Here is a 19934-nt window from a genome sequence, read left to right as displayed (position 1 = left end):
CCTTCCTTACGTCACTTGGCGGCAGCGGCCGGAGCCTCTTCGCCGAGCAGCTTGCCGTCAGCGGTCTCGAACTGCTTCTTGAACTCCGCGATCGCGTCGGCAACGGCCGTCAGCGTGTCGTCCGACATCTTGGCGCCCTCCTTGATGGAGGTCATGAGGCCCTGCTCCTTGCGGTGCAGGTACTCCAGGAGCTCCTTCTCGAAGCGGCGGATGTCGGCGACCGGCACGTCGTCCATCTTGCCGGTGGTGCCGGCCCACACGGAGACGACCTGGTCCTCGGTGGCCATCGGCTCGTACTGGGCCTGCTTCAGCAGCTCGACCATGCGCTGACCGCGCTCCAGCTGCGCCTTCGACGCGGCGTCCAGGTCGGAACCGAAGGCGGCGAACGCCTCCAGCTCACGGAACTGGGCGAGGTCGACGCGCAGACGACCCGAAACCTGCCTCATCGCCTTGTGCTGCGCGGAACCGCCGACTCGGGAGACGGAGATACCGACGTTCAGCGCGGGGCGCTGACCGGCGTTGAACAGGTCCGACTCCAGGAAGCACTGGCCGTCGGTGATGGAGATGACGTTGGTCGGGATGAACGCCGAGACGTCGTTGGCCTTGGTCTCGACGATCGGCAGACCGGTCATCGAGCCGGCGCCCATGTCGTCGGAGAGCTTCGCGCAGCGCTCCAGCAGACGGGAGTGCAGGTAGAAGACGTCACCCGGGTAGGCCTCACGGCCCGGCGGGCGGCGCAGCAGCAGGGACACGGCGCGGTAGGCGTCGGCCTGCTTCGAGAGGTCGTCGAAGATGATGAGGACGTGCTTGCCCTCGTACATCCACTGCTGGCCGATGGCCGAACCGGTGTACGGCGCCAGGTACTTGAAGCCGGCCGGGTCGGACGCGGGGGCAGCGACGATGGTCGTGTACTCCAGCGCGCCGTTCTCCTCCAGCGCGCCGCGCACGGACGCGATGGTGGAGCCCTTCTGGCCGATGGCGACGTAGATGCAGCGGACCTGCTTCTTCGGGTCGCCGGTGCGCCAGTTGTCGCGCTGGTTGATGATCGTGTCGACGGCCAGGGCGGTCTTGCCGGTCTGACGGTCACCGATGATCAGCTGACGCTGGCCACGGCCGATCGGGGTCATCGCGTCGACGGCCTTGTAGCCGGTCTCCATCGGCTCGTGCACCGACTTGCGCTGCATGACCGTGGGGGCCTGCAGCTCAAGGGCACGACGACCGCTGGTCTCGATCTCGCCGAGGCCGTCGATCGGGTTGCCGAGCGGGTCGACGACGCGGCCGAGGTAGCCCTCGCCGACGGCCACGGAGAGGACCTCACCGGTACGGGAGACCGGCTGACCCTCCTCGATGCCGCTGAACTCACCGAGGACGACGCAGCCGATCTCGCGCTCCTCGAGGTTGAGGGCGAGGCCGAGGGTGCCGTCCTCGAACTTCAGCAGTTCGTTGGCCATGGCCGAGGGCAGACCCTCGACCTTCGCGATGCCGTCGCCGGCAAGGGTGACCGTACCGACCTCCTCGCGCGAGGCCGCGTCCGGCTTGTACGACTGGACGAACGTCTCCAGCGCGTCCCGGATCTCCTCCGGCCGGATCGTGAGCTCCGCCATCTGGGTTCCCTGCTCTCCTTGTTGGGCCCGAAGTTTCACTTTGGGGGTCTGGGGGCGACCCCCAGGATTCTTCTGCACGGCCCAACCAGGGCCGTCGTAAGTACGTACTGCCTATTGAGTTGCTGGTCAGCTCGCCAGGCGGCGGCCGGCGTCCTCGATGCGGTCCGCGAGGGAGCCGTTGATGACCTCGTCGCCGACCTGCACCCGGATTCCGCCGAGGACCTCGGGGTCCACGTCGAGGTTGAGGTGCATCTGGCGGCCGTAGAGCTTCGCGAGGGCGGCGCCCAGGCGCTGCTTCTGCGGGCCGCTCAGCGGTACCGCCGAGGTGACGACGGCCACCATGCGCTCCCGGCGCTCGGCGGCGAGCTTGGACAGGGACTCCAGTCCCGACTCCAGGCTACGTCCACGCGGCACGGTCACAAGACGCGTCACCAGACGCTCGGTGGTCGCCTTGGCCCGGCCGCCGAGCAGGCTGCGCAGCAGCTCGCCCTTGGCCGAGGTGGTGGCGGACCGGTCGGTCAGCGCGGCGCGCAGCCCGGTGTTCGAGGCGACGATCCGGCCGAACCGGAACAGCTCGTCCTCGACGTCGTCGAGCGTGCCCGCCTTCTGCGCGGCGGTGAGGTCGGCGGTGCTCGCCAGCTCCTCCAGGGCGTCCACCAGGTCACGCGACTGCGACCAGCGGGAGCGCACCATGCCGGCCAGCAGATCGGCGGCCTCGCCGCTGACCTGGCCGCCGAGCAGGCGCTGGGCCAGCTCCGCCTTGGCCTCGCCTGCCTGCGCCGGGTCGGTGAGGACCCGACGCAGCGACACCTCGCGGTCGAGCAGCGCGGTGACGGCGGCCAGCTCGTCGGCGAGCTTGGCCGCGTCGACGGACGTGTTGTCCGTCAGCGCGTCGAGACGCTCACGTGCGGCTGCCAGGGCCTCGCGGCTCGCTCCGTTCATCGTCCGGCCTCGGCCTTCTCCTCGAGCTCGTCGAGGAAGCGGTCGATGACGCGGCTCTGCCGGGCGTGGTCCTCGAGGGACTCGCCGACGAGCTTGCCGGCCAGGTCGGTGGCGAGCTTGCCGACGTCCTGGCGCAGCGCGGAGGACGCGGCCTTGCGGTCGGCCTCGATCTGCGCGTGACCGGCGGCGACGATCTCCTCGCGCTGCCGCTGGCCTTCCGCGCGCATCTCGGCGATGAGCGTGGCGCCCTGCTCCTGCGCCTCCTGGCGCAGCCGCGCGGCCTCGTGCCGGGCCTCGGCGAGCTGCGCCTTGTACTGCTCGAGGACGCTCTGCGCCTCGACCTGCGCCGCCTCGGCCTTCTCAATACCACCTTCGATCGCCTCGCGGCGCTCTTCCAGAACCCTGTTGATGTTCGGAAGCAGCTTCTTCCAGAAGAAGAAGAACACGATGGCGAAGGCGATGGTGCCGACGAGCAGCTCGGGGCCCGGAGGAACGAGCGGGTTCTGCTCCTCCTCCGCCGCAAGCCGCACCAGGTTGTCGATCACATCAGTGCCTTTCGTGGAAAGGTTGGCTCGTCAGGGCTCGATCATCCGTAGACGAACGGCATGACGATGCCGATGAGGGCGAGCGCCTCACAGAAGGCGAAGCCGAGGATCTGGTTGGCACGGATCAGGCCGGCAGCCTCGGGCTGGCGGGCGAGGGCCTGGGTGCCGTTGCCGAAGATGATGCCGACGCCGACGCCGGGGCCGATGGCGGCCAGGCCGTAGCCGATGGAACCGATGTTGCCTTCGACGGCGGCGAGGGTCTCAAGGGCAGCCATGCTGATTCTTCCTTCTCTTTCATGGACCGGCGGGGGTTGGCCACCGGACGTTCTTGGGGGCTTGCGGTGCGGCGGGGCTCAGTGGTGCTCGGCGAGAGCGCCCTGGATGTACGAGCAGGCCAGCAGCACGAAGACGTACGCCTGGACGGCCTGCACGAAGAGCTCGAAGAGGATCATGACCATGGTCATGACGAAGGAGACACCGGCCGCCGGGATCATCCAGCTGTTCAGCAGGTACCAGGAGGCGACGGTGAACATCACCAGCATCAGGTGGCCGGCGAACATGTTGGCGAAGAGTCGCACCGCGTGCGTGAACGGGCGGACCAGCAGGTTCGAGAAGAACTCGATGACCATCACGAGCGGCAGGACCGCACCCAGCGACTTGTCGTAGCCGGTGACGTTCTTGAAGAACCCGACGAAGCCGTGCCGCTTGAAGGTCACCGAGACCCAGATGAGCCAGACGATGGCCGCCAGCACCATCGGGAACGCGATGATCGACGAGACCGGGAACTGGGCCAGCGGGATCACGGACCAGATGTTCATGATCCAGATGAAGAAGAAGAGCGAGACCATGAACGGGACGTACTTCTCGCCCTCACGCTTGCCGAGGGTCTCGTAGACGATGCCGCGGCGCACGAAGTCGTAACCGGCTTCGCCGACCATCTGGAGCTTGCCCGGCACCACCTTCGCCTTGCTGAAGGCGAAGGTGAAGAAGGTGATGACGAGGAGCGTGGTGATGATGGCAAGCAGCATCACCTTGTTGAACTCGAACCCCCCGACTGTGGCGATCGGCTTGAAGAGGAACGAGTGCAGGCCCGGAGCCGGGAAGCCGCAGCCGTTGTCGGACATGATCCGACAGCTCCAGTCAAAGGCGAGCTGGGTCTGGTCAGCACTCACCGCGGACTCCTTCGGCGTGACGCATGGGTACGGCAACCTCGTTGTGTCGGCGCGGCGCGCAGCCGCGGTTCGGCACGGGACTGGTGTAACTGATGTGGGGGCGGCTGGAGGGCATCGAGCCTCGCGAATGAGCAGGCGTCAGCTCAGATGCCCGCGCCCGCGATGCCGCAGTTGGCACCGGACGATAGCAGGACTTCTCACACGCACTTATCCCGGCCCTACCCCTCACGACGAGCGTCCCGATTTTTCGGGCTTGTCGCCCGAGGAGTCGGGTTCGACATAGAGGATCTTGGCTTTCATGTGAGCCCGAGTCTGGGCTGCGATCCACGCGAGCGTGGTTGCGATAAGAGTGATCGCGAAAGCCTTGGGATGGAACAGCGTGGTGTTCTTGAACACGCTCAGAAAGACGAACAGCAGCAGGATCTGCGCCGCGTAGAGCATCAGGCCCATCATCTGGAACAGATGCGGAAGCGATTTGGCAATGCGCTGCAGAACGTAGAGCCCGATACCCATGAAGAGGATCGTGAGCACCGTCGCCACGACAGCCCCGATCGCCCCCTTGCCGCCGACGACCACACCGCTGACGACGGCGGCAATCGCGCCGACGGCAGCCGTGGGCACGGCAGCCTGAAGGAGAATCCGGGCGTCATTGGACGGCATGGCGGCAGCTCCGCTTTCACGGTGGGGGCAGGGTGTCGTCATGGACGAGCGTAGTCCCGGGCTGAGAGGGAACCTCACGCCAATGGACCGTCGCACTACGGCCCTTCGGCTCTATCCGGGGGTTCTCGTGAACCGTATCACAAACTATTTGATGAGGTCTTTACCTGAGAGGTGTGCTCGGTGTCACACATGAGAGTGACGCTGCCCGTCTGTGCAAGAACGCGGCCGGTTTGTCTGGTATAGGGACACTTCGTTCCCCCATGACTTGGCAATGCTCTAGTCAGATTCTTACCTTGGCCGCGCTCTTACCTTGACCGTCAGCGCGACGTTCCGGCTTTCCGCCGGTCAAGAAAACGCGAACGGGCGCCGATGGCGGTCGCGCCGTTGACCCCGGCCACCCCGGCCGCGACCGGAGTGCGTGGCTCCTCCTCGGACGGGGAGTCGGCATCGGCGGGTGCCTCGGTAGCGGCGGTCTGCGGCGTGGTGGCCGCGGGCTCGGCGACGACGTTGCGGCGGCGGTAGCGCGGCGGCACGAACGCCTCGGCCCAGCGCGGGGCGCGCGGAGTGAAGCGCGGGAGCAGCAGCATGACCAGGCCGATGGCGCTGAGGAAGACCACGCTCAGCACGATCCACATGGACGCCGAGTTCACGGAGTAGGCGAGCGCGCCGAAGGCGATCAGCGCCGACCAGAAGTACATGATCAGCACCGCGCGGCTGTGCGAGTGGCCGATCTCCAGCAGGCGGTGGTGCAGGTGGCCCCGGTCGGCGGCGAACGGCGACTGGCCCCGCCAGGTGCGGCGCACGATCGCCAGCACCAGGTCGGCGGCCGGGATCGCGATGATCGTCAGCGGCAGCAGCAGCGGGATGTAGACCGGCACCGTCTGGTGCACGGCCTCCTTCTCGGAGCCGGCGAACAGCTTCAGCGCGTCCGGGTCGACCTGTCCCGTGATCGAAATCGCGCCCGCGGCCAGCACCAGGCCGATCAGCATCGAGCCGGAGTCGCCCATGAAGATCCGCGCCGGGTGCATGTTGTGCGGCAGGAAGCCCAGGCACATGCCCATCAGGATCGCCGCGAACAGGGTGGCGGGGGCGGCGGCCTCGATGCCGTACGACACCCAGACGCGGTAGGCGTAGAGGAAGAACGCGGCCGAGGCGATGCACACCATGCCGGCCGCGAGCCCGTCCAGGCCGTCGACGAAGTTGACCGCGTTGATGGTGATGACGACCAGGGCGACGGTCAGCAGGGTGCCCTGCCACTGGGTCAGCGCGACCGAGCCGAAGCCGGGGATGGGCAGCCACAGGATCGTCAGGCCCTGCATGACCATGACGCCGGCGGCGATCATCTGGCCGCCCAGCTTGATCAGGGCGTCGATCTCGAACTTGTCGTCGAGGACGCCGATCAGCCAGATGAGCGCCGCTCCGGAGAGCAGCGCCCGCGGTTCGTTGGACTTCTCGAAGACCGCGCTGAGGTTGGTGAGGTGGTCGGCGACCAGCAGGCCCGCGCACAGGCCGAAGAACATCGCGATCCCGCCGAGCCGCGGAGTGGGTTCCCGGTGCACGTCGCGTGCCCGGATCTCCGGCATCGCTCCGGCCACGATCGCGAACTTACGTACCGGCCCTGTCAGCAGATACGTCACCGCGGCCGTGATGCAGAGCGTCAGCAGGTATTCACGCACGGGCTTCCCCACAAGTCTCGCTGGCCATCTCAGCCCCACACCCTAGCGACGGACACATACGCGACGCATACGTGTGGGGACTTCCGGGTAGCGACGATGGTTGCACGCGTGGCTGTGTGCCCAGGTGCGTCTACCCCGCCTCAGCCGGGATACGGGGGAAATCTACCGGCCAGCTCCCGCACTTCTTCACGCGACTTCTGACTTTCGGTCTCCCCGCGCAGCACGCCCGCCAGCAACGCGGCGAGCCACACCATCTCCTCCTCCCCCAAACCCTGGGTGGTCACGGCCGCCGTGCCGAGGCGCAGGCCGCGGGCGTCGCCGTGCGGCAGCGCACAGCAGTCCAGCACGATCCCGGCCGCGGCAAGCCGTCCGCGCGCCTCACGGCCGTCGACGCCGAGCGGTGCCGGGTCGGCGGTGATCAGGTGGGTGTCGGTCCCGCCTGTGGTGACGACCAGCCCCTCCGCGTCCAGCCCGGCCGCCAGGGTCCTCGCATTGGCGACCACCTGATGGGCGTACGCCGTGAACGCCGGCGTTGCCGCCTCGCCGAAGGCGACGGCCTTGGCGGCGATGGTGTGCATCTGCGCGCCGCCCTGGGTGAACGGGAACACGGCGCGGTCGACCCGCTCGGCGAGATCCGAGCCGCACAGGATCATGCCGCCGCGGGGCCCGCGCAGCACCTTGTGCGTAGTGGCGCACACCACATCGGCGTACGGCACCGGATTCGGCGCCGCGCCCCCGGCGACGAGCCCGATCGGGTGGGCGGCGTCGGCGATGAGATACGCGCCCACCTCGTCGGCGATGTCACGGAAGAGGGCGTAGTCGATGTGGCGCGGGTAGGCGATGGACCCGCAGACGACGGCCTTGGGCCGATGGTTGCGGGCGAGCGTGCGCACCTGGTCGTAGTCGATGAGCCCGGTCTCGGCGTCCACCCCGTACCCCACGAAGTCGAACCAGCGCCCGGAGAAGTTGGCGGGTGAGCCGTGCGTGAGGTGTCCGCCGTACGGCAGCCCGAGGGCGAGCACGGTGTCGCCGGGGCGCAGCAGGGCGGCGTACGCGGCGAGGACGGCCGAAGACCCCGAGTGCGACTGCACGTTGGCGTGTTCGGCCCCGAACAGCAGCTTGGCCCGCTCCACGGCGAGCCGCTCGGCGACGTCGACCATCTCGCAGCCGCCGTGGTACCGGGCGTCCGGATACCCCTCGGCGTACTTGTTGGCGAGCGGCGACCCGAGCGCCGCCAGCACCGCGGGCGAGGTGAAGTTCTCGGCGGCGATGAGCTGAAGCGTCGTCGACTGCCGGTCGAGCTCCCCGAGCAGGATGTCGGCGAGCTGCGGGTCCTGGCGGCGCAGGACATCGGCCTCGAGGGTATGGGTGACCGACATGGTGGGCTCCGGGCGTGCGTCGACGGTGACGTACGTCCAATGTAGGCCCGGGGCGACAGGGACGCCCGGTTGTTACGCCCGCGCAGGTACTCCGGTGAGCGCTGTGACGACCGGATCCAGCGCCTCGTGTATCTCGTCCCCCACCGACCGGAAGAACGGCAGCGGGGCCCCGTACGGGTCGTACACCTCGTCCGCCTCCGCCGTCGGCGCCAGGAGCCACCCGCGTAGAGCCGCCGCCGCGCGGACCAGGGCGCGTGCGCGGATGACCACGCCCTCCTCCAGGGGAGGCAGGGTCGCCGGGTCTATCGCGCGGACCAGGCGGGTGAACTCCTTCAGCGTGAAGGTGCGCAGGCCCGCCGAGTGGCCCATGGAGATGACCTGGGCGCGGTGGTCGCGGGTGGCCGTCAGGACCAGGTCGGCGCGGATGACGTGCTCGTCGAGAAGCTCGCGGCCGACGAAGCCGGCGGCGTCCGCGCCGAAGTCGGCGAGGACCGTCTCCGCGTTGGCCTCCATGGGCGCGCCCTCGTGGCCCCAGGTGCCCGCGCTCTCCACGATCAGCCCGCCGCCGAGCACACCGAGCCGCTGCGCCACGAAATGACGGGTCAGCCGCTCGGTGATCGGTGAGCGGCACACATTGCCGGTACTGACGTGGAGGATGCGGAAGCTGTCGCGCGGAAGCCCGACGAACGTCGTCGTGATCTCCGCGGCATGTTCCCCGTTGCCTATGCCACGCCCCGCCTCAGGGGCTGTCAATTCGCCACCTCGAGGTCGGGTACGACCTTGCGCAGCTCTTCCGCGGAGATGGCGCCCGCGCGCAGGAGGAGGGGCACTTCGCCGGTCACGTCGACGATCGAGGACGGGACGTTGCCGGGGGTCGGGCCGCCGTCCAGGTAGACGGAGACCGAGTCGCCGAGCATCTCCTGCGCGGCGTCGCAGTCCTCGGGCGCGGGGTGACCCGTCAGGTTCGCCGACGACACCGCCATCGGGCCGACCTCCGTCAGCAGCTCGATGGCGACCGGGTGCAGCGGCATGCGCACGGCAACCGTGCCCCGGGTGTCGCCCAGGTCCCACTGCAGGGACGGCTGGTGCTTGGCGACCAGTGTCAGCGCGCCCGGCCAGAACGCGTCGACCAGCTCCCAGGCCAGCTCGGAGAAGTCGGTGACGAGACCATGGAGCGTGTTCGGGGAGCCGATCAGCACAGGGGTGGGCATGTTGCGGCCCCGGCCCTTGGCCTCCAGCAGGTCGCCCACGGCCTCCTTGGCGAACGCGTCGGCGCCGATGCCGTACACCGTGTCGGTCGGGAGGACCACGAGCTCGCCACGGCGGACGGCGGACGCGGCCTCACGCAGACCGGTCGTGCGGTCGGTCGCGTCGTTGGTGTCGTATCGCCGTGCCATATCTAGCGGGCCTCCTCGTACACGTACTTCGGGAAAAGACTCTGGGGGGTGGTCACGGCAGCGCCTTGCGGGCGGTCGCGAACCTCGGGCGGTTGTTGAGGTCGGGGTGGTCGGCCGCGTCGGCCCAGCCCCGCTCCTCGGTGAAGATCCACGGCACCTGGCCGCCCTGGGTGTCGGCGTGCTCGATGACGACGACGCCGCCGGGGCGCAGGAGCCGGTGTGCGGTCCGTTCCAGACCGCGGATGAGGTCGAGGCCGTCCTCCCCTGAGAACAGGGCGAGTTCGGGATCGTAGTCCCGCGCCTCGGGAGCGACGTACTCCCATTCGGTGAGCGGGATGTAGGGCGGGTTGGAGATGACCAGGTCGACCTGGCCGTCGAGGTCGGGGAAGGCGTCCAGGGCGTTGCCCTGGCGCAGGTCCACCCTGGACCCCTCGACGTTCTTGCGGGTCCACTGCAGGGCGTCCTCGGACAGCTCCACGGCGTGCACGCGCGAGCGCGGGACCTCCTGGGCGAGGGCGAGCGCGATGGCGCCGGAGCCGGTGCACAGGTCGACGATGCAGGGCTCGACGACGTCCATCGCGCGCACGGCGTCTATGGCCCACCCGACCACCGACTCGGTCTCGGGGCGGGGCACGAACACGCCGGGCCCGACTTGGAGTTCGAGATACCGGAAGTAGGCCCGCCCGGTGATGTGCTGCAGCGGCTCGCGCTGCTCACGCCGGGCGATGACCTCCCAGTACCGGGCGTCGAAGTCCGAGTCCTTCACGGAGTGCAGCTCGCCCCGCTTCACGCCGTGCACGAACGCGGCGAGCTCCTCCGCGTCGTTGCGCGGCGAGGGCACGCCGGCGTCGGCCAGCCGCTGGGTGGCCTGGGCCACCTCCGCGAGCAGCACGCTGCGGGGGCTTGGGGATCGCCCCCCAATGAATTGCTGCACGCAAGTCCTCCGGTCGTACTCGTACGTGCCTTACGCGGCCGCGAGCTTGGCGGCCGAGTCCGCGTCGACGCAGGCCTGGATCACCGAGTCGAGGTCGCCGTCCAACACCTGGTCCAGGTTGTAGGCCTTGAAGCCGACGCGGTGGTCCGAGATGCGATTCTCCGGGAAGTTGTAGGTGCGGATCTTCTCGGAGCGGTCGACCGTGCGGACCTGGCTGCGGCGGGCGTCGGCGGCCTCCTTCTCGGCCTCCTCCTGCGCCGCTGCGAGCAGCCTGGAGCGCAGGATACGCATAGCCTGCTCCTTGTTCTGCAGCTGGCTCTTCTCGTTCTGGCAGGAGGCCACGACTCCGGTGGGAACGTGCGTGATGCGCACGGCGGAGTCGGTGGTGTTGACGGACTGACCGCCCGGGCCGGACGACCGGTACACGTCGATGCGCAGGTCGTTCGGGTTGATCTCGACGTCGATCTCCTCGGCCTCGGGCGTGACCAGCACACCGGCCGCGGAGGTGTGGATACGGCCCTGGGACTCGGTCGCCGGCACGCGCTGCACGCGGTGCACCCCGCCCTCGTACTTCAGCCGCGCCCACACGCCCTGGCCGGGCTCGGTGGCACCCTGGCCGCCCTTGGTCTTCACGGCGACCTGGACGTCCTTGTAGCCGCCGAGCTCGGACTCGGTGGAGTCGATGATCTCGGTCTTCCAGCCGACGCGCTCGGCATAGCGCAGGTACATGCGCAGCAGGTCGCCGGCGAACAGCGCGGACTCGTCGCCGCCCGCGCCCGCCTTGATCTCGAGGATGACGTCCTTGTCGTCGCTGGGGTCGCGCGGGACGAGAAGCAGGCGGAGCTTCTCCGTCAGCTCCTCGCGCTGCTTGTCCAGCTCCTTGACCTCGGCGGCGAACTCCGGGTCGTCGGCGGCGAGTTCACGTGCGGTCTCCATGTCGTCGCCGGTCTGCTTCCAGGAGCGGTACGTGGCGACGATCGGGGTGAGCTCGGCGTAGCGCTTGTTCAGCTTGCGCGCGTTCGCCTGGTCGGCGTGGACCGACGGGTCGGCGAGCTTCGTCTCCAGGTCGGCGTGCTCAACGACCAGGTCCTCGACGGCCTCGAACATCTTGGGCTCCTGTACGTGCGTGGGTGAAGGGCGGGCGACCAAAAACGCCGGTCCCGGTGCGGCTCCTCCGGAGGGAGGGCACGCGAACCGTGGACCGGCGAATTGGAGCTCGCTACTTCTTGGAGCCGGCAGTTGCCTTGCCGAAGCGGGCCTCGAAGCGGGCCACACGGCCACCGGTGTCGAGGATCTTCTGCTTGCCCGTGTAGAACGGGTGGCACTCGGAGCAGACCTCGGCGCGGATGGTGCCGCTCTCGATCGTGCTACGGGTGGTGAACGACGCGCCACAGGTGCAGCTGACCTGCGTCTCGACGTACTCGGGGTGGATGTCGCGCTTCAAGGTGTCTCCTAGTTTCGGGAGGGCGCCGGGTCGCTGCCGCGGGGTGCGGGAGCGTGAACCGGAGCCGACGTACCAGTCTGCCAGGACTGGTGTCCATCAGCCAAAACCGGGGGTGGCTGTGGTCTATTCCCTGGGCCCCTGACTCACCCCCGGGGTCCCCCGGCTAACTCACCACGCCCTTGGCGTCACCTGTGGCCGTGCCTTCGGTGGCCGCCTTCGGGATCGCCCTGTCGTTCTTCAGGGCGTCCCACACCAGCTGGGACTTCTTCTTCTCCACGATCACCCGGTTCGGGTCCGCCGGGTCGTACTGGACCGGCATCGTGACCATGGTCATGTTCTTGGAGCTGATGCCCTTCAGGCCGCCCGCGAAGGACATGAGCTTGTTGACCGTGCCCAGGTCGGAGTCGGTCGTCACCGTCTTGGTGGCGGTGTTGGCCAGGTCGTAGAGCCTCTTGGGGTTGCCGAAGAGGTTGATGTCCTTGACCTGGTTGATCAGCGCCTTGATGAAGGCCTGCTGGAGCTGGATGCGGCCGAGGTCGGATCCGTCGCCCACCCCGTGCCGGGTGCGGACCAGGCCGAGGGCCTGCTTGCCGGTGAGCTGGTGGGTGCCGGCCTTGAGGTTGAGGTGGCTGTCGGGGTCGTTGATGTTCTTGGTGGTGGTGACCCCGACGCCGCCGAGCTCGTCGATGAGCTTCTGGAAGCCGGAGAAGTCGACCTCCAGATAGTGGTCCATGCGGATGCCGGTGATGGACTCGACGGTCTTCACCGCGCAGGCCGCGCCCCCCGTGGAGTACGACTCGTTGAACATCACGCCGGACGCCGCGTCGTGTGTGTCGCCGTTGGTGTCGGTGCACCGGGGGCGGTCGACGAGGGTGTCGCGCGGGATGGAGACCACGCTGGCCTTCTTGTGGCCCTCGTAGACGTGCACGATCATCGCCGTGTCCGAGCGGGCGCTGCCGTCGTCGGTGCCGCCGCCGAGATCCTTGTTGCTGCCGGAGCGGGTGTCCGAGCCGAGGACGAGGATGTTCTCCGAGCCGTTGTCGACCTTCTCGGGCCGCTCGGTGCCGAGGGCCTGGTCGATGTCGACGCTCTTGAGGTTGCCGTTGAGCTTGAAGTACAGGTACCCGGCTCCGGTGCCGCCCAGGACCACGATCCCGGCGGCCGTCCAGGCCGTGATCAGCAGGCCCTTGCGCTTGCTACGGGGCTTGCGACGGCGGCCCTTGGCGCGGTGGCGCGGACCTGTGGAGCCGGTCTGACCCGGTATGCCGGGCTCCGGCGTGCTCTCGGCGGACACTGTGCTCCTCGGTTCTCGTCCGGTCGGTTACCCCCTGCTTTCAGGGTCAGGCGTGGCCATTTGGCCCGTACCACACCATCGTGACCCCGTCCGGTCAGACGGGGAAACTCGGAGAAGGGTTGCACAACGGACCGTGCCCACCGCCGAGGAGCGGTGGGCACGGGGCGTCTTCGGTGATACCGGGTGTACCCGTCTCACCTGCGGTTTCAGCCGAAGATGTCGTACTGATTGAAATCGGTGCCGACGGACTTCGGTGTGGCAAAGATCTCGCTGGTGGCCTTGCCGGTGCCCGGGTACAGGTAGAGCGTGCCGGCGGAGTTGCGGGCCAGGAAGTCGGCCCTGCCGTCGCCGGTGACGTCACCGACGGCGTCGAAGGCGGTGTACGTCGACCAGGTGCGCACCTTGATGCGGGTGGCGAAGGCGCCGGTGCCTGCCTTGCCGGTGCCCTTGAACAGGTAGACGTAGCCGCCCGTCTTGCTGCGCGCGATCAGGTCGGTCTTGCCGTCGCCGGTGAAGTCGCCGTGGCCGCGCAGGGAGTTGTACTGGTTCCAGCCGGTGCCGACCTTGACCGGGGTGGCGAAGGAGCCGTTGCCCGTGCCCGGGTAGATCCACAGGGTGCCGCCGGAGTCGACCGAGAGCAGGTCGGGCAGGTAGTCGCCGGTGACGTCGCCCGGGGCGACGATACGGGTGCGCGTCTTCCAGTTGCTGAAGAGCGTCTTGGTCGCCCAGGAGCCGCTGGCCTGCACATAGTGCGTCCAGAACATGGCACCGTCGGAGCTGCGCCGGTACACCAGGTCCTGGTAGCCGTCCCGGTCGAGGTCGGTCTGCAGGACGACATCGACGCCGCTCCAGTCGCCCCAGGACTCGCGCGCGGCGAACGAGGTGCCGTTGGAGTCCTTCGAGTAGCCGGTCTTCGTGGACGCGTTGCGCAGCCACAGGTCGGCCCGGTGGTCACCGCTGACGTTGGTGTCGTCGACCCGCGGGTAGGCGGCACCGACATAGCTGCTGACCTTGGCGAACACGCTGTACGCGCCCTTGGCGACGCAGTCCTGCACACCCCAGGAGACGACACCGACGATCCGGCCGTTCACCACGAGCGGCCCGCCGGAGTCACCGTTGCAGGCGGAGGTGGTGCCGCTGTCGCTGCCGCTGGCGGGCGGGCCCGCGCAGACCATGTGGCCCTTGATGAACCCGCTGCCGTAGTAGCCCGTGCAGGTGCTGTCGGACTGGACGGGCAGCGTGGCCGTCTTCAGCGTCTCGGAGACGTCCTGGCTGGTGGAGCTGGTGCGGCCCCAGCCGTAGACCTTGGCGTTCGTCCCGGCGGTGTACGAGGCGGTGTCGCCGGACGTCGTCATGCGGATCGGCGTCGCCTTGACCGCGTTCGCCAGCGTGATGACGGCGATGTCGTTGTCGATCGTCGTCGCGTTGTACGACGGGTGGTTCCACTGCCGGTGCGGCAGCGTGACGGTGCCGCCGTGCAGGTCGGTGTTGCCGGCGTCGTCGGTGGTCGGCAGCTGGGCGGTGCCGGTGACGACGGCGCCGTAGTTGTACCAGTCGTAGCCCTTGACGCAGTGCGCGGCGGTGAGGATCTTCGTCGGCGCGACGACGGCGCCCCCGCAGAAGAACCCGAGGTCGTCGGCCTCGTCGGCGGTGCCCTGGTCGTCGTAGTACCAGAGCTGCGCCATCCAGGGCGCCGAGGTGATGCTGGTCGTGGTGCCACCGATGACCATGGGGCTCACGGTGGAGTCACCGGAGCTGCTGGTGCTCGCGCTGTACGACGACTTCGCGGCCGGCTCCCCCGCGGTGTCGTCACCGGCGACGGCTCCCGCGACGCGCCGCTCCAGCTCGGCGAGCGAGGCCGAACTGGTGGCGGGCTCCACGGTGGGCTTGGGCTGCGCGGTAGCGGCCCCCGCGGACGAGGTCAACAGCGCTGCGGCGACGGCCGCGGCGAGGCCGGCGGCGGCGACGGGCAGCCCGAAACGAATCCGGCGTCTGTGACGACCGCTGCCGGACAGGGTGGTGCTCAAGAAGGTCCCCCCAGAGACACAAGAGTAGGAAGGGGCGTACGGATACGCCCGTCCCTATCAGCGCCAAAAGGCCGCTCCCCGTCACTGTTTGACGGGGAGCGGCCTTCTGGGACTTTCTGGAGCGCTGGTGCTCAGTCGCCGTTGCCGGGCGTCGGCGTCGTCTTCTGGATCTGCATCAGGAACTCGACGTTCGACTTGGTCTGCTTCATCTTGTCGAGAAGCAGCTCGATGGCCTGCTGCTGGTCCAGCGCGTGCAGCACACGCCGCAGCTTCCAGACGACGGCGAGCTCCTCGTTGCCGAGCAGGATCTCTTCCTTACGGGTACCGGACGCGTCGACGTCCACCGCCGGGAAGATGCGCTTGTCGGCGAGCTTCCGGTCGAGCTTGAGCTCCATGTTGCCGGTGCCCTTGAACTCCTCGAAGATCACCTCGTCCATGCGGGACCCGGTGTCGACGAGAGCCGTCGCCAGGATGGTGAGCGAGCCACCGTCCTCGATGTTGCGCGCGGCACCGAAGAAGCGCTTCGGCGGGTACAGCGCGGTCGAGTCGACACCACCGGACAGGATGCGGCCGGAGGCGGGGGCGGCGAGGTTGTAGGCACGGCCCAGACGCGTGATGGAGTCCAGCAGGACAACCACGTCGTGGCCCAGCTCGACGAGCCGCTTCGCACGCTCGATGGCGAGCTCGGCGACCGTCGTGTGGTCTTCGGCCGGGCGGTCGAAGGTCGAGGAGATGACCTCGCCCTTCACCGACCGCTGCATGTCGGTGACCTCTTCCGGACGCTCGTCGACCAGGACGACCATCAGGTGGCACTCGGGGTTGTTGTGCGTGATCGCGTTGGCGATCGCCTGCATGATCATGGTCTTACCGGTCTTCGGCGGGGCCACGATCAGACCGCGCTGGCCCTTACCGATCGGCGACACGAGGTCGATGATGCGGGTGGTCAGCACGCCCGGGTCGGTCTCCAGACGGAGCCGGTCCTGCGGGTACAGCGGGGTGAGCTTGTTGAACTCCGGGCGGCCGCGGCCGTGTTCGGGCGCCATGCCGTTGACGGAGTCGAGGCGCACCAGCGCGTTGAACTTCTCGCGCCGCTCGCCTTCCTTGGGCTGACGGACCGCACCGGTGATGTGGTCGCCCTTGCGCAGGCCGTTCTTGCGGACCTGGGCGAGGGAGACGTACACGTCGTTGGGACCCGGCAGGTAGCCCGACGTACGGATGAAGGCGTAGTTGTCGAGGATGTCCAGGATGCCCGCGACCGGGATCAGGACGTCGTCCTCGTTGATCTGCGGCTCGGCGCCGCCCATCTCGTCGCGGCCACGACGGCCACGGCGGTCGCGGTAACGCCCGCGACGGCCCCGGCGGCCACCCTCGAAGTCGTCGTCGTCCTGCTGCTGGCGGTCGCGGTCACGGTCCTGACGGCCGCCGCCGCTCTGCTGCTGGTTCTGCTGCTGGCCGCGGTCCTGACGGCCGCCGCCCTGCTGGTCGTCGCCCTTGCGACGGTCCCCGCGGTCACCACGGTCACCGCGGTCACGGTCCCGACCGCGCTCACGGCGGTCGCGACGACGGCCCTCGCCGCCCTCACCGGCGTCGCCCTGCGACTGCGCGGGCGTCTCGGCCTTCGGCTCGCTCTTCGCCTCGGCCGCGACCGTCTCGGGGGCGGCCGCGGGGGCACCGGCGTCGGCGGTGGCGCGACGACGGCGGCGCTCGACCGGGGCGTCCTCGCTGGCCGGCTGGCCGGGGATCTCGATCTGCTGCTGGGCCACGGCCTTCTCGGCGGGGGCCTCAGCCGCCTTCTCCGCCTTCTTCTCGGCGGCTTCGCCGGTACGAGCCTTGGAGGTGGCGCGGCGCTTGGGCTTGGTCTCGGTGGCGTCCCCGGCGGCAGATGCAGCCTTGGGAGCCGCGGCACCTCCCCCGGCCTGCGCCTCCTTGATGACCTCGATCAGCTGGCTCTTGCGCATGCGCGCGGTGCCCCTGATGCCGAGGCCGGATGCGACCTGCTGCAGCTCGGCCAGCACCATGCCCTCGAGGCCGGTACCGCGGCGCCGCCGGGAGCCGGCACCGCTGGCAGGCGCGGAGGCGTCCGTGGCGGGCGCGGCAGCGGTCTCCTCGACACGTGCGCCCATCAGATCGGTGGTGTCGCTCACGAAGGGTCCTTCCCTGGAGCGGACGTCGGCCTGTCTGGCTCGGCGACCGGTTGTGCTGTCCGGCTTCGGTCCTTGGTGTGTGGACCGTGCCGGGGCGGTGTTCCGCCGAAGCGGCGGAGGAAATATCTGGTGATGGCGCTTCCCAGAGCCGTGGCACTCAGTGTCTGTGTCACTCGGCTCGGTCGCGCCGGTTCCGGAGCGTGCCCGGCGAGTCGCTCAGTGCCCGCGTACGAGGTACTGCTCGCGTACGTCGTACGGAACACAGTGCGGCTTGGGAGGCTCCCGGAAGAATGTCTGTCCCGGACGGGGACACGAAGCACCTCGCCATGGTGGGGTCGGGTGCAGACTTGAGGTTAACACTACCGGATCCAACAAACATTCCCCCTCTCGAAATCCGGCAACCGTGTGTCAGGGCGCAAGCGGCAGCACGCTCGCTCCCTGGGCGTCCAGCTCGAGCCGGTTCGCGGCCCAGCCGTCGCCTGCCAGATGGGCGACCTTGTCGGCGCTGTCGGCATCGACCAACGCCAGAACGGTGGGGCCCGCGCCGGAGATCACCGCCGGGACGCCGTCGGCCCGCAGCCGCTCCACCAGCGCCGCGCTCTCCGGCATCGCAGGTGCGCGGTACTCCTGGTGGAGACGGTCCTCGGTGGCGGGCAGCAACAGCTCGGGGCGCCTGGTGAGGGCCTCGACGAGCAGGGCTGCCCGACCCGCGTTGGTGGCGGCGTCGACGTGCGGCACGGTGCGCGGGAGCAGGCCGCGCGCGGTCTCGGTCAGGACCGGCTTTCCGGGCACGAAAACCACCGGAACGATGGAATCGGCAGGGTCCATCCTGATCGCCCGCGCGGCACCGCCCTCCATCCACGAGAGGGTGAAGCCGCCGAGCAGACAGGCCGCCACGTTGTCGGGGTGGCCCTCGATCTCGGTGGCGAGCTCCAGGAGGGCCGTGTCGTCGAGCTTGGCCTCGCCGCCTATGGTCACCGCGCGCGCGGCGACGATGCCGGCGCAGATGGCGGCCGAGGAGGAGCCGAGGCCCCGGCCGTGCGGGATGCGGTTGGCGCAGACGATCTCCAGGCCGCGCGGCTGGCCGCCGAGCAGATCGAAGGCGGTGCGCAGGGACCGTACGAGAAGGTGCTTTTCGTCACGCGGCAGCGTCTCGCTGCCCTCACCCGCGATGTCGATGTGCAGCCCGGAGTCGGCCACCCGGACGACCACGTCGTCGTAGAGCCCCAGCGACAGGCCGAGGGCGTCGAAGCCCGGGCCGAGGTTGGCGCTGGTGGCGGGGACGCGCACCCGGACGGCGGCGGCGCGGAAGGCTGGACCGGCCATCGCTCGATGACTCTCCTTGAGCTGCGTGATTGTCGAAGACATTCGATGACGACATTCGATGACGTACGAAGACCCCTGGGGCCGCTTCCGGGCCGCGGAGACGGCGCGGCACCACGCCCCATGCGGAGGCATATGCGGCGGGCGGGTTCAGTACAGCCTATCGAAGGTAGGTTCTGTGGCGACATAGGGCGCACAGGAGGCGCACGATGCGTGTCGTATGCCCCCTGTGCACCCCCTGTAGGGAAGTCCCCCAGGTAAGCGCCCTCTCATACCCGGACACGAGCCCCGTACGACGGGGTCGGGCGCCGCTACGACGGGGTGTGGCCCGGCTTACGACAGTCCGAGCCGCTCGGCCGCCGTCGCCGCGTCGACCGGGACGGTGACGGGCTGCGGGGCGCCGGCGACGGCCCAGTCGGGGTCCTTGAGGCCATTGCCGGTGACGGTGCAGACGATCGTCTGGCCCGGGTCGACCAGGCCCAGCTCGGCGGCCTTCAGCAGACCGGCGACGGACGCGGCCGAGGCGGGCTCCACGAAGACGCCCTCCTGCGCGGCCAACAGCCGGTAGGCGCGCAGGATTTCACGGTCCGTCACCTCGTCGATGAGGCCGCCGGACTCGTCCCGCGCGGCGAGCGCGTACTGCCAGGACGCCGGGTTGCCGATACGGATGGCGGTGGCGATGGTCGACGGGTCCTTGACGACCTCGCCGCGCACGATGGGCGCGGAGCCGGAGGCCTGGAAGCCCCACATGCGCGGGGTCCGCTCGGCGATGCCGTCGGCGGCGTACTCCGTGTAGCCCTTCCAGTACGCGGTGATGTTGCCCGCGTTGCCCACCGGCAGGACGTGGATGTCGGGGGCGTTGCCCAGCATGTCCACGATCTCGAAGGCGGCCGTCTTCTGCCCCTCGATACGCACCGGGTTGACCGAATTGACCAGCGCCACGGGGTAGTTGTCGCTCAGGTCGCGGGCGAGCGTGAGGCAGTCGTCGAAGTTGCCGTCGACCTGGAGGATCTTCGCGCCGTGCACGAGGGCCTGGCCCATCTTGCCGAGCGCGATCTTGCCCTGCGGGACGAGAACGGCCGAAACCATGCCCGCGCGCACGGCGTAGGCGGCGGCGGAGGCCGACGTGTTGCCGGTGGAGGCGCAGATGACCGCCTTCGCGCCCTCCTCCTTGGCCTTGCTGATGGCCATGGTCATGCCGCGGTCCTTGAAGGACCCGGTCGGGTTCGCGCCCTCCACCTTCAGGTGGACCTCGCAGCCCGTGCGCTCGGAGAGCACCTGCGCGGGCACGAGGGGCGTGCCGCCCTCGCGGAGCGTCACGACCGGCGTGGTGTCGGAGACGGGAAGCCGGTCCCGGTACTCCTCGATGATTCCGCGCCACTGGTGGGTCATT

18 protein-coding genes are annotated in these 19934 nt (G+C 69.1%); all 18 read right to left on the bottom strand.

The window, feature by feature from the left end; genetic code table 11:
- Positions 1-11 precede the first annotated feature (11 nt).
- A complete protein-coding gene (atpA, locus tag PBV52_RS33135; protein ID WP_274243409.1) occupies positions 12-1604 on the bottom strand; it encodes a F0F1 ATP synthase subunit alpha in 1593 nt (530 codons plus the stop codon).
- Between the two features lie 126 nt (positions 1605-1730).
- Positions 1731-2546 carry a F0F1 ATP synthase subunit delta gene (locus PBV52_RS33130; RefSeq protein WP_274243408.1) on the bottom strand — a complete coding sequence of 272 codons (816 nt, stop codon included), beginning with the start codon at positions 2544-2546 and terminating at the stop codon, positions 1731-1733.
- Positions 2543-3091 carry a F0F1 ATP synthase subunit B gene (locus PBV52_RS33125; protein WP_274243407.1) on the bottom strand — a complete coding sequence of 183 codons (549 nt, stop codon included), beginning with the start codon at positions 3089-3091 and terminating at the stop codon, positions 2543-2545. The genes PBV52_RS33130 and PBV52_RS33125 overlap by 4 nt, the downstream gene beginning before the upstream one ends.
- Positions 3092-3132: 41 nt before the next feature.
- Positions 3133-3366: an ATP synthase F0 subunit C gene (gene atpE, locus PBV52_RS33120; protein WP_031485821.1), complete on the bottom strand. Its 234-nt coding sequence runs from the start codon at positions 3364-3366 to the stop codon at positions 3133-3135.
- Between the two features lie 78 nt (positions 3367-3444).
- Positions 3445-4215, bottom strand: a complete 771-nt coding sequence (atpB, locus tag PBV52_RS33115; RefSeq protein ID WP_274249753.1) for a F0F1 ATP synthase subunit A — start codon at positions 4213-4215, stop codon at positions 3445-3447.
- A gap of 273 nt (positions 4216-4488) precedes the next feature.
- A complete protein-coding gene (locus tag PBV52_RS33110; protein ID WP_274243406.1) occupies positions 4489-4923 on the bottom strand; it encodes a hypothetical protein in 435 nt (144 codons plus the stop codon).
- Between the two features lie 317 nt (positions 4924-5240).
- Positions 5241-6599 carry an MraY family glycosyltransferase gene (locus PBV52_RS33105; RefSeq protein ID WP_274243405.1) on the bottom strand — a complete coding sequence of 453 codons (1359 nt, stop codon included), beginning with the start codon at positions 6597-6599 and terminating at the stop codon, positions 5241-5243.
- Positions 6600-6739: 140 nt separating this feature from the next.
- The gene (glyA, locus tag PBV52_RS33100; RefSeq protein WP_274243404.1) at positions 6740-7978 is read right to left on the bottom strand and encodes a serine hydroxymethyltransferase; all 1239 of its coding nucleotides are present in this window, start codon (positions 7976-7978) and stop codon (positions 6740-6742) included.
- Between the two features lie 72 nt (positions 7979-8050).
- Positions 8051-8731 (bottom strand): protein-tyrosine-phosphatase, encoded by a 681-nt coding sequence (locus tag PBV52_RS33095; RefSeq protein WP_274243403.1) that lies wholly within the window; start codon positions 8729-8731, stop codon positions 8051-8053.
- Positions 8728-9375 (bottom strand): L-threonylcarbamoyladenylate synthase, encoded by a 648-nt coding sequence (locus PBV52_RS33090; protein ID WP_274243402.1) that lies wholly within the window; start codon positions 9373-9375, stop codon positions 8728-8730. Before PBV52_RS33090 ends, PBV52_RS33095 begins: the two co-directional genes overlap by 4 nt.
- Positions 9376-9427: 52 nt before the next feature.
- Positions 9428-10267 carry a peptide chain release factor N(5)-glutamine methyltransferase gene (gene prmC / locus PBV52_RS33085; RefSeq protein ID WP_128434677.1) on the bottom strand — a complete coding sequence of 280 codons (840 nt, stop codon included), beginning with the start codon at positions 10265-10267 and terminating at the stop codon, positions 9428-9430.
- A gap of 72 nt (positions 10268-10339) precedes the next feature.
- Positions 10340-11416, bottom strand: a complete 1077-nt coding sequence (prfA, locus tag PBV52_RS33080) for a peptide chain release factor 1 (RefSeq protein WP_274243401.1) — start codon at positions 11414-11416, stop codon at positions 10340-10342.
- 112 nt (positions 11417-11528) lie between these two features.
- On the bottom strand, positions 11529-11753 hold the full coding sequence (rpmE, locus tag PBV52_RS33075; protein WP_062709720.1) for a 50S ribosomal protein L31: 225 nt from the start codon (positions 11751-11753) through the stop codon (positions 11529-11531).
- A gap of 163 nt (positions 11754-11916) precedes the next feature.
- Complete coding sequence (locus tag PBV52_RS33070) at positions 11917-13047, bottom strand: LCP family protein (RefSeq protein WP_274243400.1); 1131 nt, start codon at positions 13045-13047, stop codon at positions 11917-11919.
- Positions 13048-13253: 206 nt separating this feature from the next.
- Positions 13254-15032, bottom strand: coding sequence for a trypsin-like serine protease (locus PBV52_RS33065; protein ID WP_274249751.1), 1779 nt, complete (start codon positions 15030-15032; stop codon positions 13254-13256).
- A 173-nt stretch (positions 15033-15205) separates the two neighbouring features.
- Positions 15206-17218 carry a transcription termination factor Rho gene (gene rho / locus PBV52_RS33060; protein WP_274243399.1) on the bottom strand — a complete coding sequence of 671 codons (2013 nt, stop codon included), beginning with the start codon at positions 17216-17218 and terminating at the stop codon, positions 15206-15208.
- 408 nt (positions 17219-17626) lie between these two features.
- The gene (gene thrB, locus PBV52_RS33055) at positions 17627-18544 is read right to left on the bottom strand and encodes a homoserine kinase (RefSeq protein ID WP_274243398.1); all 918 of its coding nucleotides are present in this window, start codon (positions 18542-18544) and stop codon (positions 17627-17629) included.
- A gap of 330 nt (positions 18545-18874) precedes the next feature.
- Positions 18875-19933, bottom strand: coding sequence for a threonine synthase (gene thrC / locus PBV52_RS33050; protein WP_274243397.1), 1059 nt, complete (start codon positions 19931-19933; stop codon positions 18875-18877).
- Between the last annotated feature and the right edge of the window lies 1 nt (position 19934).

It is taken from the genome of Streptomyces sp. T12 (assembly GCF_028736035.1).
Lineage (GTDB): Bacteria > Actinomycetota > Actinomycetes > Streptomycetales > Streptomycetaceae > Streptomyces.
Note: the sequence above shows the minus strand (reverse complement) of the source record. Positions and strands in the feature narration are given on the sequence as shown.